13 protein-coding genes are annotated in these 14,344 nt (G+C 61.8%); 6 read left to right on the top strand and 7 right to left on the bottom strand.

The genetic code is table 11. The annotated features are described in order from the left end of the window. Nucleotides 1-32: 32 nt before the first annotated feature. A complete protein-coding gene (locus NFJ07_RS00695; protein WP_269991764.1) occupies nt 33-338 on the bottom strand; it encodes a hypothetical protein in 306 nt (101 codons plus the stop codon). Nucleotides 339-563: 225 nt separating this feature from the next. Between NFJ07_RS00695 and NFJ07_RS00690 the strand changes: the two genes are divergently transcribed. The 4 genes from NFJ07_RS00690 (at nt 564) to NFJ07_RS00675 (ending at nt 6,871) form a co-directional block, all read left to right on the top strand. Further along, nucleotides 564-1,682, top strand: coding sequence for an alanine racemase (locus NFJ07_RS00690; RefSeq protein ID WP_269991763.1), 1,119 nt, complete (start codon nt 564-566; stop codon nt 1,680-1,682). 539 nt (nt 1,683-2,221) lie between these two features. After that, complete coding sequence (locus NFJ07_RS00685; protein ID WP_269991762.1) at nt 2,222-3,709, top strand: CoA-acylating methylmalonate-semialdehyde dehydrogenase; 1,488 nt, start codon at nt 2,222-2,224, stop codon at nt 3,707-3,709. A 41-nt stretch (nt 3,710-3,750) separates the two neighbouring features. Continuing rightward, nucleotides 3,751-5,130, top strand: a complete 1,380-nt coding sequence (locus tag NFJ07_RS00680) for an aspartate aminotransferase family protein (protein WP_269991761.1) — start codon at nt 3,751-3,753, stop codon at nt 5,128-5,130. Nucleotides 5,131-5,257: 127 nt separating this feature from the next. Then, a complete protein-coding gene (locus NFJ07_RS00675) occupies nt 5,258-6,871 on the top strand; it encodes a PucR family transcriptional regulator (RefSeq protein WP_269991760.1) in 1,614 nt (537 codons plus the stop codon). 81 nt (nt 6,872-6,952) lie between these two features. Here the strand turns inward: NFJ07_RS00675 and NFJ07_RS00670 are convergent, their stop codons facing one another. Both NFJ07_RS00670 and NFJ07_RS00665 read right to left on the bottom strand, forming a co-directional pair. After that, nucleotides 6,953-8,368 (bottom strand): APC family permease, encoded by a 1,416-nt coding sequence (locus NFJ07_RS00670; protein ID WP_269991759.1) that lies wholly within the window; start codon nt 8,366-8,368, stop codon nt 6,953-6,955. Between the two features lie 310 nt (nt 8,369-8,678). After that, on the bottom strand, nt 8,679-9,488 hold the full coding sequence (locus NFJ07_RS00665) for a carbon-nitrogen hydrolase family protein (RefSeq protein ID WP_269991758.1): 810 nt from the start codon (nt 9,486-9,488) through the stop codon (nt 8,679-8,681). A gap of 333 nt (nt 9,489-9,821) precedes the next feature. On the opposite strand from NFJ07_RS00665, the gene NFJ07_RS00660 reads away from it, so the two are divergent. Then, a complete protein-coding gene (locus NFJ07_RS00660) occupies nt 9,822-10,448 on the top strand; it encodes an isochorismatase family cysteine hydrolase (protein WP_269991757.1) in 627 nt (208 codons plus the stop codon). Between the two features lie 50 nt (nt 10,449-10,498). On the opposite strand, the gene NFJ07_RS00655 is transcribed toward NFJ07_RS00660, so the two are convergent. The 4 genes from NFJ07_RS00655 to NFJ07_RS00640 form a co-directional block, all read right to left on the bottom strand. Beyond that, complete coding sequence (locus NFJ07_RS00655; RefSeq protein ID WP_269991756.1) at nt 10,499-10,846, bottom strand: UBP-type zinc finger domain-containing protein; 348 nt, start codon at nt 10,844-10,846, stop codon at nt 10,499-10,501. A gap of 55 nt (nt 10,847-10,901) precedes the next feature. Continuing rightward, nucleotides 10,902-11,891 (bottom strand): DUF5996 family protein, encoded by a 990-nt coding sequence (locus NFJ07_RS00650; protein WP_269991755.1) that lies wholly within the window; start codon nt 11,889-11,891, stop codon nt 10,902-10,904. A 54-nt stretch (nt 11,892-11,945) separates the two neighbouring features. Further along, nucleotides 11,946-12,452, bottom strand: a complete 507-nt coding sequence (locus NFJ07_RS00645) for a hypothetical protein (RefSeq protein ID WP_269991753.1) — start codon at nt 12,450-12,452, stop codon at nt 11,946-11,948. 157 nt (nt 12,453-12,609) lie between these two features. Further along, on the bottom strand, nt 12,610-13,251 hold the full coding sequence (locus NFJ07_RS00640) for a VC0807 family protein (RefSeq protein WP_269991752.1): 642 nt from the start codon (nt 13,249-13,251) through the stop codon (nt 12,610-12,612). A gap of 373 nt (nt 13,252-13,624) precedes the next feature. On the opposite strand from NFJ07_RS00640, the gene NFJ07_RS00635 reads away from it, so the two are divergent. Beyond that, complete coding sequence (locus tag NFJ07_RS00635; protein WP_269991751.1) at nt 13,625-14,320, top strand: maleylpyruvate isomerase family mycothiol-dependent enzyme; 696 nt, start codon at nt 13,625-13,627, stop codon at nt 14,318-14,320. Nucleotides 14,321-14,344: the final 24 nt, after the last annotated feature.

Genomic DNA, 14,344 nt, shown 5'->3' with positions numbered 1-14,344 from the left:
CGCGCCACGTAGGGATCGGCGCGGTCCGTCGGCTAGTACTTGTCCGCAGAGTCGACGGATTCCCCCACGGTGATCTCGGGAGCCACGTTCGGGTCGCCGCCCACCGAACCGATGAATGCCTGGATCTCGGGATCACCGAAGAATTTCTGGAATGCCTCTGTCGATTCCCATTCGTCGACCACAAGGACGAACCCGTCCCCGACCGCGAACTGGTGGTGTATCGCGCCTGCCGCCCGACCGCGCTCGCCCCACTGGCGGTACTCGTCCGCGCGCTCCTCGAGCGATTTGGCGAAAACGCTCGTGTCACCGGAAATTTTGCTCGCAATGATGACGGACATGATTTGACCTCCTATGGCCTGGACTCAGCTCGTGGCAGCCGGCCACACGACGATGCGCCTGAACGGTCTGACACGTGGAAGAGCGTACTCACTCCGCGTAGCAACCGCCTGAGTGGCCACTACTTGTCATTCGCCGCGATCTGTCCAGGGGTTCTCTAGTTACTGAACCCGGATAGGATCTCTGGGAACCCTGCTCCCCGAACGATCCTGAAAGAACAGCGCCGCATGCCGCACCTTGACCCCGCCCTCCCGCTCCACACCTTGCCGCAGATGCTCCTGGACGTTGCCGCCGTCGAGCGCAATATCGACATCAAAGAGGCCTGGACACGAGAGCGGGGCATGGTGCTGGCCCCGCACATCAAAACCACCATGACGGGCGAGATTGTCCGCCGGCAGTTGCCCGGCTCCTGGGGCGTGACCGTGGCGACCACCGCTCAGGCCGCGCAGGCCATCGAGTGGGGTGCCACCCGGATCCTCATCGCGAACGAGATGCTGTTCCGCGGCCACCTCGAGCAGTTGCGTGCCTGGCTGGCGGCCTCGCCGGAGCTGGAGATTTACTGCCTGGCCGATTCGGCGGTGGGCGTCCGTGCCATGGCCGAGGTGTTCGAGGGCTCGCCGCGGCCGTTGAACGTACTGATCGACGTCGGAACCCCCGGCGGCCGCACCGGGATCCGCAGCGAGGCCGAGGCCGGGCCCCTGGCCGATGAGATTCTCGTCGCCAGCGGCCTGCTGCTGGCCGGCGTCAGCGCCTACGAGGGTGTGGCACCGAACACCCGGACGGCTGAAAACCTGGCCGGGATCGATTCGCACTGCCGCTTGGCCCGCGACATTTTCGATGAACTGCACCCCGCTTTCGAGGTGGAGCTGCCGGTCTTCAGCAACGGCGGCTCCGCGTTCCAGGACCGTGCGGCCGCTTTCCTGCCGCACAGCGCCTCCGTCAATGTGTTGCGTTCAGGCTGCTATGTAGTGCACGACCACGGCACTTACCAGAGCGTCTCCCCGGTCCCCGGCCTCACCGCCGCGGCGGTGGTGCGGGCGCTGGTCATCTCCGCCCCGGAAGCCGGGCGCGTGGTCCTGAACGCGGGCAAGCGCGAGTTGGCGTACGACGCCGGCCTGCCGGTGATCGTCTCCCGGTACCGTAACGGGGCCTTCCTGTCCGCCGGTGCAGGCGCCAGGCTGACGCGCCTCTTCGACCATCACGCCATCGTGGACGACGCCGAAGGCCTGCAGGTCGGCGACACCGTGGACCTGGGCATCTCGCACCCCTGCTCGCTGTTCGACCGCTGGCGCGAGGTAGTGGCAGTCAGCGATGACGCCGTCGAAACTTGGCGGCCTGTGTTCTAAACGGTGCTCCAAGCAGCTGACATCCGGAGGTGTGCGAAGCCCCGCGACTAAGAGGGTCCATGGCAGAAACTATCGGCCATTGCCATACTCTTTGGTTTCCCAAGGGAAGGATTCGACGCGCTTCAGTCCCTTCTGAATCTCCTTGGCTTGCGATTCAAGCCCGAGATCCGCAAGGTGTCCTAAGCCGTAGGTGAGCCACTTTCGTCCGAATTCCCTCTGCACCAGCGACAGGGCAGGCTTCCTTGAGGTCCAGAGCCCGTACGACACGCTGGCGAGGCGTCGGCCGCGCATCGAACCATCCCTGGATCAGCTCTGCCGGAGAGCTCTTCACCGTGACGCTGAGCTGCGCATGGCGGACCGGCCGACTCCGAACCAACTGCGAATAGAGTTCGCCCCCAGACCGATCAGCCAATTTACACACTGTAGCAAAACAGCGAAATTTCATTACAGTGTGCGTATTTCAGGGTTCTTCTATCAACTCCAAACTAGGTACGTACCACTCAGCGATTACCGCGCTGAATGCAAACTGAAGGAGAACCTTGAACATCACCGAGCACTGGATCAACGGACGCTACTTCCCGGCAGCCGGACGAACGGCACCGGTCACGAACCCGGCAACCGGAAAGGTGCTCGGCGAAGTCGCCTTGGCTACCGAGGACGAGAGCAATGCCGCCATCGCCGCCGCGACGGCAGCCTTTCCAGCGTGGCGGGACACGTCCTTGACCCGGCGCACCCAAATCCTTTTCGCTTTCCGGGAGCTACTGAACGCCCGCAAGGGCGAGGTCGCGGCCATCATCACTTCAGAGCACGGGAAAGTCTTGGATGATGCCCTCGGTGAAGTCACGCGCGGTCAGGAAGTTGTCGAATTCGCCTGCGGGATCGCACACCTGCTTAAAGGCGGTTACACAGAGAATGCATCCACGAAAGTGGACGTCCACTCCATCCGCCAGCCCTTGGGGCCCGTAGCCATTATCAGCCCCTTCAACTTCCCCGCCATGGTACCGATGTGGTTCTTCCCCATTGCAATCGCAGCGGGCAACACAGTGGTGATCAAACCCAGCGAAAAGGACCCTACGGCTCTCAATTGGATCGCGGAACTCTGGAAGGAAGCCGGGCTGCCTGACGGAGTCTTCAATGTCCTCCACGGCGACAAGGTGGCTGTCGACACGCTGTTGACGCACCCGGACATCAAGGCCGTTTCTTTTGTCGGCTCCACCCCGATCGCGAAATACGTCTACGAGACGGCCACCGCCCACGGGAAGCGGGTTCAATCCCTGGGCGGTGCGAAGAATCACATGATCGTCCTGCCCGACGCAGACTTGGACCTCGCCGCCGATGCAGCTGTCAACGCCGGGTTCGGCTCTGCCGGCGAGAGGTGCATGGCGATATCCGCGCTTCTCGCCGTCGGCGACATTGGCGACGAGTTCGTGGCGAAGATCGCAGCTCGCGCCAGCTCGCTTCGCACCGGTGACGGTCTACGGGGCTGCGACATGGGCCCTCTCGTCACCGCGGCACACCGCGACAAGGTGGCCGGCTACATCGACGCCGGCGAGGCTGCAGGCGCCACCATCGTCGTCGATGGCCGAGGTGTCTCCCCCGATTCAGACGGGGAGGGCTATTTCCTCGGACCGACGCTCTTCGACAAAGTGAGCACGGACATGTCTGTTTACACCGATGAGATCTTCGGCCCCGTCCTCTCTGTCCTCCGCGTCGAGTCATACGACCAGGCCCTGGAGATCATCAACGCCAACCCTTACGGCAACGGGACCGCGATCTTCACGAACGACGGCGGAGCCGCCCGCCGCTTCGAGAACGAGGTGGAGGTCGGCATGGTGGGCATCAACGTCCCGGTCCCCGTTCCGATGGCCTACTACTCATTTGGAGGCTGGAAGAACTCGCTCTTTGGCGACACCCACGCGCACGGCAGCGAAGGCGTCGGTTTCTTCACGCGCGGCAAAGTGGTTACCTCCCGCTGGTTGGACCCGAGCCATGGTGGCATCAACCTCGGCTTCCCTCAGAACGCATAAATCAGAACCTCTCAGAAGCTTTCCGACAGGACAACCCCCCCATGACCTCCACCCTTGAAGCCCCCCGCGTCTTCGGACAAGCCGAACGCCATGCTGCGCTCCACGCCTACGAGATGGACCGCAAACACGTCTTCCACTCCTGGTCCGCGCAGGACACCCTCGATCCGATGGTCATCGCCGCCGCCGAGGGCGCCTACGTCTGGGACGGAGGCGGCAATAAATATCTGGACTTCTCGTCCCAGCTGGTCAACACCAATATCGGCCACCAGCACCCTGCCGTCGTCGCCGCCATCATCGCACAGGCCGCGAAACTCTGTACCATCGCCCCAAGTTACGCCAACGACGCTCGCTCCGAAGCCGCGCGTCTCATCGCCGAACGCACCCCCGGAGAGCTGGACCGGATCTTCTTCACGAACGGCGGCGCAGACGCCAATGAGCATGCTGTCCGGATGGCAAGGCTGCACACCGGACGACAGAAGGTCCTCTCCGCCTACCGCTCCTACCACGGTGGTACGCAGCTCGCAATCAACTTGACGGGCGACCCCCGTCGATGGTCCAGCGACACCGCCACTACAGGCACCGTCCATTTCTTCCCGCCCTACCTGTACCGCACGGCATTCCACTCCACAACGGCGGAGGAGGAAAGCCAGCGCGCTCTGGAGCACCTCGAACAGCTGATCAGCTTCGAGGGGCCAGCCACCATCGCGGCACTCATCCTCGAATCAATTCCAGGCACCGCGGGCATCTACATGCCGCCGCCGGGCTACCTGCAGGGAGTCCGCGAACTGTGCACCAAGGACGGTATCGTCTTCATCGCCGATGAGGTCATGGCCGGCTTCGGCCGCACGGGCAAATGGTTTGCCGTAGAGCATTTCGACGTGGTCCCGGACCTGCTCACCTTCGCCAAGGGCGTCAACTCCGGTTACGTCCCGCTCGGCGGCGTCGCGATCAGCCCCGAGATCGCCGCAACGTTCGGTAAACGCGCCTACCCCGGCGGCTTGACCTATTCGGGACACCCACTCGCTGCGGCAGCGGCCGTCGCTACCATCAACGCGATGGAGGCGGAGCAGATTGTCCAGCACGCGGCACACCTAGGTGAGGAAGTCATCGGCCCTGCCCTTCGAGGATTCACGGAACGCCACCCCTCCGTCGGCGAAATCCGCGGAACCGGGGTGTTCTGGGCCATCGAACTTGTCAAAGATCGCGTCACCCGCGAACCAATGGCCCCCTACGGAAGCACCAGTCCCGAGATGAATCAACTCGTCACCGAGTGCAAGGCGCGGGGACTTCTGCCATTTGCCAATTTCAACCGCATTCACGTCGTTCCCCCCTGCAACATCACCGTGAAGGATGCTGACGCAGGCCTGAAGATCCTGGATGACGTGCTCTTCATTGCGGACTCGAACACAGCCGGCGCCTAGCAGGCGGTCAGGCCGAGTCGGCCAGGAAGTCCACCAGGACTTCCGCTGCGATATTGACTCTCTGGCCCGGGTTTAGCTTGTGTAGACACTGTGTATCGATAAGGGCGTGGATTTATACACTATGTTTATGCTGATTGATCTGGCCCACATACTTGCCCTTCCGGTCGTACAGAAGGGGGATCCGGAGATCCTGTCCGGGCAGGACAGGCTTGATGCGCCCGTGCGATGGGTCCATGTGGCGGAACTGCGCAACTTGACCGGATTATTGGAAGGCGGAGAGCTCGTGCTGAGCACCGGTCTTGCCTTCGAGGAATCCGCGGTCGAAGCAGGTCAGTATCTGGGAGAGCTCGCTTTGCATGGGGCCGCAGGAGTCATAGTGGAAATCCTGGAGGACAGGCCTGCGGCAGCCAAAGCGCTCCGAATTGCTGCGAGTTCCGCTGACATACCGGTCGTCCTGGTGAGAAAACCGGTCCGTTTCGTCGAAATCACCGAGAATGTCCACAAGCTCATCGTCGGTGCTCAACTGGAACGTGTCGAGAAGGCCCGACATGTCCATGAGGTCTTCACACTGCTGAGCTTGGAAAGTGCGAGTGCCGATGAGATCGTAGCCCAGGCAGCGCAACTGATTGGGGCCCCCGTTGTCCTCGAGAACATTTCTCACTTAGTGGTTGCCTTCGACAGCGCAGGCATTCCCGCCGGTGAGATACTTCGCGACTGGGAGAGTCGCTCTCGAGTCGTGCATTTGCGAGAGGAAACAACCCGTTCGGGCGAGGAAAACTGGCTGCAGACTCCTGTGGGCCTCCGTTCGCAACGTTGGGGACGCCTGATCGTACCGGTGGCACTCTCGAATGATCCAGAAGCGTCGATGGTTCTTGAACGGGCCGGCCAAGCCCTGTCAATCAATAGGCTCGCCGAGCGGGACCAGAGGGAGCTGGGACACCAAGCTCGTGCCGGTTTGATGCATGAACTCCGTCAGCCTCGATCACTCACCGAATCTGAAGCACAAGCGAGGGCCGGAGCACTCGGCCTGCGAAGTTCGACATCTTATGTCCCGGTGGTCTTTCGCCTGGATCCAGTGAGCAGCGAGGGTCCTATCGCGCTTCAACGCCGGGAACGCGCGCTCTTGGAATCAGTTAACCGCTCCCTTCAGTCACTCAAGTTCTCAGCCCTGGCCGCCAGCCTGCATACAGGCACGGTTGCCGTCTTGCTCGGCCTGCAACCTCAACAGACGGAAGACCAGACCGTGGCCCGAATATGCTCAGAGCTCGATACTTCCGCCGCCGAGAGCGCGGAAGATCTGCGGTGGGTGACCGGTATTGGGCGTCCTCGAAGCTCCCTGCTGCTTTCAGCAGCTGGGCTTGATGAGGCGAACCATGTAGCAGAAGCTGCGAGCACCCTGCAGAAGAGGGACAAACCCTTCTACAAAACCTCTGACATCCGCTTGCGGGGACTGCTTGCCCTTCTGCTGAATGACCCCCGCGTCCAAACCTTCGTGGAGGGCGAGTTGGGCGGCATTCTTGGAGCCGACGAGACGGAGGAGTTGGAGCTGCTTGAGAAGTTCTTGGAGGTTCAGGGCAACAAAGCGGAACTCGCCCGGAGCAGCTATCTGAGCCGCCCCACCCTTTATGCACGCTTGGTTCGGCTCGAGAAGCGGCTGGGCGTGCAGCTGAACTCGCAGGAGTCTCGAACCTCACTCCACGTCGCCCTCCTGCTCTACCGCTTGCGAGGCCTTTCAACGTAGTACTGGGCATGCCGATGCCCTGCTGGGTCTTGCCAGCAGGGCATCGGCATGGAGTCTGGCACAGCGGTCGCGCCGGCTAGCTCAGCTAACGTTGCCGGCTTTTCCGCGCTTGGATACCAGGAGTCCGGCGACGAAAGCGGCGGGAGGGATGAGGGCGAGGACCACGCTCACCTCGGGAGGGCAACTCGTCACAAGAACGAAATTGGTGAGGACGAGAATCATGCAGCCCGTGACGGCCACGGTGGAAATCATGGGAGCAACGCGCCCCTTCCAGATCGACGTGGCAAGCTCCGGGTGGGCAGCAAAGAACTTCACTACCGCAATGGATGTGACAATGAGCAGCATCATCATCCCCACCGTTGCTACGCCTGCCATGGAGCCGAATACGATCACCAGCGGGTCAATGGAAAAGACAGAAAAGACGCCAACAAGCAAGGCCGCTGTGAGGCTCTGGACGAGCGAAGAAGTAGACGGGGAGTCATGCTTGGCATGCACGGTGGCCAGCCTGGCAGGCAGGTGCTTTTCGCTGGCGAGTGTGAACTGGTAGCGAGCGATGACGTTGTGGAATGACAGCACGCACGCAAAGAGGCTAGTCAAGAGCAGGATGTTCATGATGTCATGCCCGACCGTGCCGATATAGGTCTGCGCAGCGTCAAGCATGAACGAGCCCGGATTCGCCGTCGCTTCCTGCACGACGCGGCTGGGACCCCATCCTTCGACGAGCGCCCAGCTAGATATTGCATAAAACACCCCAATGACAGCCACCGCAATGTACGTAGCGCGCGGGATTGTCTTCTCAGGCGTCCTTGCTTCGTCACGGAAAACCGCGGTGGATTCGAAACCCATAAAACCGGTCAACGCGAAGAGGATGGCGACTCCAATTGGGCCCGAGAAGATTGCGGCCGGGGTAAATGAGACCGCACTCAGGCCTTCTGCCCCTCCGCTCAAGAAGATGGACGAATCCATAACAAGAACGATGCCGATCTCCAAGACCAGGGCAACTCCTAGAACCTTTGCGCTGAGATCTATGTTGCGGTAGCCCAGGTAGGCGACCACTAGCAAGGCCAAGCCGCTGTACAGCCACCATGGAAGGGTGGGCCCTCCGAGTGATTCCACAAAGGCCGCCACGGACCCGCCTAAGTATCCATAGACTCCAACCTGGATCGCCGTATACGCCACGAGCGCTACGTACGCCGTCCCAAGGCCGAAACGATCCCCCAGGCTTTGCCGTACGTACGCGTAAAACGCACCCGCGCTCTTCACATGGGGGGTCATGGTCAAGAAGCCCACCGAAAAGACTGCGAGCACCAATGCAGCTATCACGAAGCCTGTAGGGGCGCCGGCGCCATTGCCGTTTGCGATGGCGAGCGGAACGTTGCCGCCTATGACCGTCAAAGGGGCTGCGGCCGCTATGACCATGAACACGATGCTCGCCGTTCCGAGCTTTCCGGAGAGTCTGGCCTGCGGAGCGACCCGCGATTTCAAGGTGGTTTCCATTTTTCCATTTCCTAGACGTGTGACGCGGGTCTCAGTCACTTCAGTGTGGTGGAGAAAGGACAAGGCGGATAGCTGCACCTTGTAAATGCCCGCTTCATTTTTCATGCAGGTTGTAAAACAAGTCTCATGATCTTATGGACGGAGCGAAAAGGATCCCGTAGCCGCGGCGAAAGCCGGATGCTGCGGACCCCTGGCTCCTTCGGAAGAAACGGTCCCTCGACGGAATCCGGCTAACGGAGAGCGCGCTTAAGGCCGCGCCTCGAGGGCTTGGCAGAGAGGCTTCGACCCAACGCTCAAGCCGCCACCCGGCTCAGGCAGTACCGAGCTGCGGGTCAGGTCCCCTGAACATTTCAATGCGAAGGTCCTCAAGATAGGGGTTTTCCTTCTGCCCTCTCGCAACGACGTCGGTGTCGATGTCCGCGATGATCAATGCCCGATCTCGGTCAGCACGTGCAAGCACCGTTCCGTCTGGACCGCAGATACTGCTTCCGCCGACGTACGCAGTTGAACCCTCTTGTCCAATGTGGTTGATATAGGCGACATACACCTGGTTTTCCCAGGCGCGGACTCGGATGAGATGGTCTGCCACGAACCTGAAAGGTTCCATCTGTGCGGTTGGTACGGCCACCAGATGTGCGCCCTCGAGCGCCGCCGCACGCACATTTTCAGGGAATTCCACGTCATAGCAAATGAGCAGAGCAATTTTGACTCCTGAATACTCCACCATGGAAACCGGGGCGCGGCCTTGAATGAACATCGATCGATCCAGGTCACCGAACAAGTGCGTCTTGGAATGCGCTACCAGCGGGACCCCAGATGAATCGATCAGCACGGCCGCGTTCACGACGCCTTGATCAGTGCCCAAGGGCAATCCAACCAATATTGCAATTCCGTGTCGTTTCGCAATCTGGGCGACTAGGCCGACTAAGTCCAGCCCGGCAAACTCAGCAACACGGGCTTCTCCGATGTCATAACCAGTGACGAACATCTCTGGGGTGATGAGCAAACCGGCGCCCGCTGCGAGCGCCTGGGCCGCTGAATTGTCGAGTTCATCTAGATTGGCTTGCAACTGCCCGGGGCTGCCAGCAGTCTGCAGACCTGCAACGCGTAACACAGACATTTTCATCCTCTCCTGTCGCAAAGGACAGGCTTTGGGAGCTCACAGTCGGGCAGAGGTTCCGCCCAGCCAGCCCATCCCAAATGATCCCCTGCGGAGCCGTGGTTCCAGCACTGGGCGTCGGAACCATCCGCGCCCCTGTCCCTGTTGCTTATTCGTCTAACAGCCATGAGGAGCATCATCTAATGATCGGACAGCCCGGGGCCGTCAGCAATTTACAGGGTGTCACACAGCGGGTCAGATATCTTACGCTGTGACGACCGGCGCTTCGTGTTCCAGACCTGCTCCTTTCTCAATGAGCGAGCAGGGCACCTTGAGCCGGAAGGCGCGAAGGAAGTGGAGACCTCCATGAGCTACGACCTGTCGAGCACAGCGATTCTGCTGGTCGACCCATACAACGACTTCATCAGCGAGGGCGGTAAGCTGTGGCCTCGGGTGAAGGCGATCGCCGAGGAGGTGCGGCTGCTCGAACATCTTCACGCGGTGGTTTCGACCGCACGGGCTCGGGACTACAAAGTCATCTTCGTTCCCCATCACCGCTGGGAGCCGGGTGACTACGTCGCCTTCGACAACCCAACGCCCTACCAGCTCGGATCGGCCAAGGCCCAGGTCTTCGCCAAAGATAGCTGGGGCGGATCATTCCACGACGCCTTCCAGCCCCGGCCGGGTGAAATCGTCATCCACGAGCACTGGGGATCGAGCGGCTTCGCCAACACAGACCTCGACCTGCAGCTCAAGCAACACGGCATCCGCCGTATCGTCCTGATCGGTCTGGTCGCGAACACCTGCCTTGAAGCGACCGGTCGCTTCGGTATGGAACTCGGTTACCACGTCACCTTGGTCACCGACGCGACCTCCGCATTCAGCCCGGAAGCGATGCACTCCGCCCACGCCATCAACGGGCCCACCTACGCCCACGCGATCATCACGACCGACGAACTGATCGCGCAGCTTTCGGCCTGAACGCCACACCTAGGCAGCCTGGGGTGGGTGTGTTCCAGCCTTATACCCAGTCAGTGCAGCCGCTGCTGCCAGTCAGCCGGGACGCGTGAGGCTGGGGCCGGAACGCCTTGATCGAGCGGGTGATGCGCCGGGGGTTCAAGTTCCGGTCCGGCGAAAAATTCGGAGCTGGGATAGTTGAAGAACCAGTCCTCGCCCGGTTCGAAGCTGCGGATGACCGGGTGGCCGGTGGATTGTGCATGGGCTGTAGCGTGTTGCCCTGGCGAGTTGTCGCAACAGCCGATGTGCCCGCACTGGGCGCACCGCCGCAGATGCAGCCACCAACCTCCGATGGCCTCGCATTCAACGCAACCAGGTCCGCTGGGTGGAATCGACACATCGATTCCTTGTTTTGCATTCATTGTGGCTTCCCTCGTATTGGAGTGCCTTTAGACCACCCACTACTTTACGCCCCGGCTATTCCGCGCGGAGGGAGCGTCGGCCGAACGGCGAACCGTCCCCTGGTCCCGACTGTTGGCCTTGTCGCCCGCGTCGCCAACGGGCCGGATCCGCCTCCAGAGCGGCGCGGTCCCAGTGTCCCGTTTTCGCGGCCGCCTCATAGGTGGATTGCAGGAACCGCAACAGCATCCGGTCGGGGTCCGACGCCGTGCGGACGTTCTCGTACGGGAGGAGGTACAGCCTGCCGTCATTGTTGTAGGCGGCACCGTCGGCGTCGTTCACATATTCGGCGTAGCCGGAGGGCTCAGGATAGGAATAGGAATAGAAGGCTCCTTCGTCCCCTCCCCCGGGCCAAAACCCGCAGCTGCTTAGCTCGTGGGAGTAACCCTCCACCATCACCCAGTCGGCGCAGTTCGGGACTCCTCCGGGGTGGGTGGGCGCCTCCCGTCCGGAGAAGCGGGCGTAGGCCAGGTCCATGCCTCCCCAGAAGAAGTGGACGGGACTGGCCTTGCCCCTGAAGCGCGATCTGAATTCATTCAGGACCCGGTCCGACTGGACCAATTGCTGCCAGAACAACGCGATAGCCTCCGGATCGTAGGAGGCATGCTGATGGTCCTCGGCGAAGGGTATGGCCGGGTCCACCTCGTTCGGGATGCCGCGGATGGACGCCTCGATACCGAGCCGGCCCAGGGCCTCGAATACCTCGGAATGGAATTCGGCCACCGACTTGGCTCCGAGAACGACGAATGCTGAAGTTCCGTTGCTGGAGCGTATGTGCAGCCGGTGTTCAAGGAAATCGAATTCGATATCGTAGGCACCGCGGCCGTACGGGATCATTGATGTCGTCAGTCCGCGCGGGGTGACGTACAGCGTCACCTGCCACCAATGGTTCAGCATTGGTGCGTGCGCCATGCGGATTTTTCCGATGATCTGGGTCCACATGTGCACGGTCTCCCGGGTCGGGGTCCAATCATCGGCCCGAAGCCGGGGCCATCCAGGGTGAGCCATCTGGCCTCCAAACTGGTCCAATCCAGGTCCTTCCGCCGTCGCGGCGGGGAATGGCTACGGAGTGCCCGAATGGGCTTTGTGTGGACCTCCCGAAGTCGTGCCATGGAGCAGGGCCAACGCCCGCGTGACCGATATGTCCGCCCGGGCGACGAGCAGCGCTGTCAGCAAGGCTGCGGCGACGTGCATATCCAGCATCAAATCCGGTGAGTGCCCGGACGCCACGAAGGGCGTCGCGGCCAGCTGGCCAGCCTGCAATCCCGACGCTCCATGCTGATGTTGGGCAGGCGCGACAACCGAGAAGCTCCCGGAGAGCCGGTCGAAGGCCAGATGCAGAACCTGCTGGGCCACGCCGCAGAGAACGAGCAGTAGCCAATTCGGTAGGTTTATCCGGGCGAGCAGCGAAGCGCACATACTCAACAGAGCGGTCAGCGCAAACAGCAACGGAACCCCGGGAGACACGCCGCCCGAGACCAGGTGGGCGACCAGGCCCAGTCCGACCGCCACCGGTCCGACTTCCCACGCCGGGAATCTCGGATGTCGGCGGGATCTCTGCTCATCCACGGCGCCTCTCCCTTCCATCGTTGGACGGGTTCTGCTTTCATTCATGGTGCCGCTGTTTCGCACCTGAAGGAAGACGTTCCTGGGAACTTCCAATCCGATTGCCCTGACTCAGGGGATCTTGCGCACGTCGTCCGGTCTCAACAAGGCCGGACCCGCGTCAGGAAGACCACGCCGCTTGCCGTCGTTTCCGGTCCCAGACAGTCCAGGCGATGAGGGCGGCGAAAACGATCACTGCCAGGGCGGCAGAAACCCCCACCATGACATCAATAGGCAGCAGATAGACCAGGACGGCCCGCGTGCTGGCTTCAGCAATCAATCCCACACCCCAAACGGCGGAAATCTTCAGGTGCCAGCGGTGCGCCGCCGGGTTGCTGTGGAAATCCCGGTCCATTTCCGCGGCGCGCTCCGGCCTCCACGTCTTGGCTGCGTCCAAAGTCAGGGGATGTCCCAGGGCGGCAAAAACGAGGAACGAAATACCCAGGCCTCCGGTGATAGCCGAGTCCTTGAGCAGCAGAAACCGCGGGTCACCGGTGAGGAAAGACAAACCCAGGCCGAGTCCGAAGATGATGACCATCAGCATCGCAAACGGGTTCAGGGAATGTCGCTTCAACGCCGTCCACAACAGCCGGCAGCCGGCGGCTCCGGTCGCCGCCAGCAGTGCGGCCCAGTCCGTGGCACCGGCCAAGTGCAGGACATAGTAGGCGGCCAGCGGTAACCCCACATCCCAAGCCAGACCGCGCACCAGCGTACGCATCATCGACACTGGACGTTCCCGTCCCGAAGCCTGCTCAGCGCTCATCGGGGCTGCTCCATCCTTTTCCGGATGCCGGCTCTTTGAGCGGCGCACCGGCTCCTGCATTCTTCCCAAGAAGACCGACGACCAAGCAGTCAGAAGCGCGATCGTGGGGCGCCCCCGCACCCGTGACGGGGACTCACCGCAATGGGGACCGCGCCGAAATCGGTGATCACCGGAGCCGCCATCTTCAGCTCCCCTCCGCCTATGACAAAGAGCTTCACAGGCCAGCAACGCCATGGTAGGTCCGAGCAGGAAGCCTCGTCAACAAGCACCTCAACCGCTTGAATCGTCCCGGATTTTCGCCCCCGGAAGCCACGGGATGCCCTCCTCCAGTTTTGGCGACGGCTGCCAGGGTACGGCCCGTTATGCTCAGCATATGTCGCCCGATCGCTACCTTACCGAGCTGGCCAGCAGCCTCGACCGGCTTAGCATCCTTGCGCGCCAGTCCGAGGAAGTACTAGCTCGCCGCGTTCCGGCCTGTCCTGGCTGGACGCTCGAGGATCTCTTCGGGCATCTGGGTTCAATCGAACGTTGGGCAGCGGAAATAGTTCTTGCGGGAGAGTTCATCGAGGAACCGGCGCCACCGACCACCGGCGCCGTAACGTGGTTCCTCGAAGGGGTGGACGCCTTTCTCGGGACAATGGCGGCGCTCGATCCCGAAAGGCCGTGCTGGAACTTTGGCCCTCCCCCGCGCAAAGCCGGGTTTTGGCGTCGGCGCCAGGCACATGAACACGCCGTTCACCTCATCGACGCGTGCCAAGCATCAGAGTTGGCGGTCCCCTCCTTCGCAGCAGATTTCATGCTCGACGGAATCGACGAGATCCTGACAATGTTCACACCGCGCCAGCTTCGGCTGGAACGGATGCCGCAGCTAGAGGGGTCGGTGACCTTCCAGGTACCAGGGGCGCACAGTTGGAAACTCGGCCAAGGGGCCCCCGAAGCCTCGATCACCTCGCCGCTGCGCGGGATGTACCTGGGTCTCTGGGGCCGCTCCAATCTCTCAGAAACAGCGATCATCGAAGGCGACAAAGCCCTTGCGCTCCGCGTTCTGCAAGGCCCCCTCACGCCCTGAACAGACACCATCGGGTGCAAGTGA

The sequence above is a fragment of the Arthrobacter sp. B2a2-09 genome, assembly GCF_027587375.1.
Lineage (GTDB): Bacteria > Actinomycetota > Actinomycetes > Actinomycetales > Micrococcaceae > Arthrobacter.
Note: the sequence above shows the minus strand (reverse complement) of the source record. Positions and strands in the feature narration are given on the sequence as shown.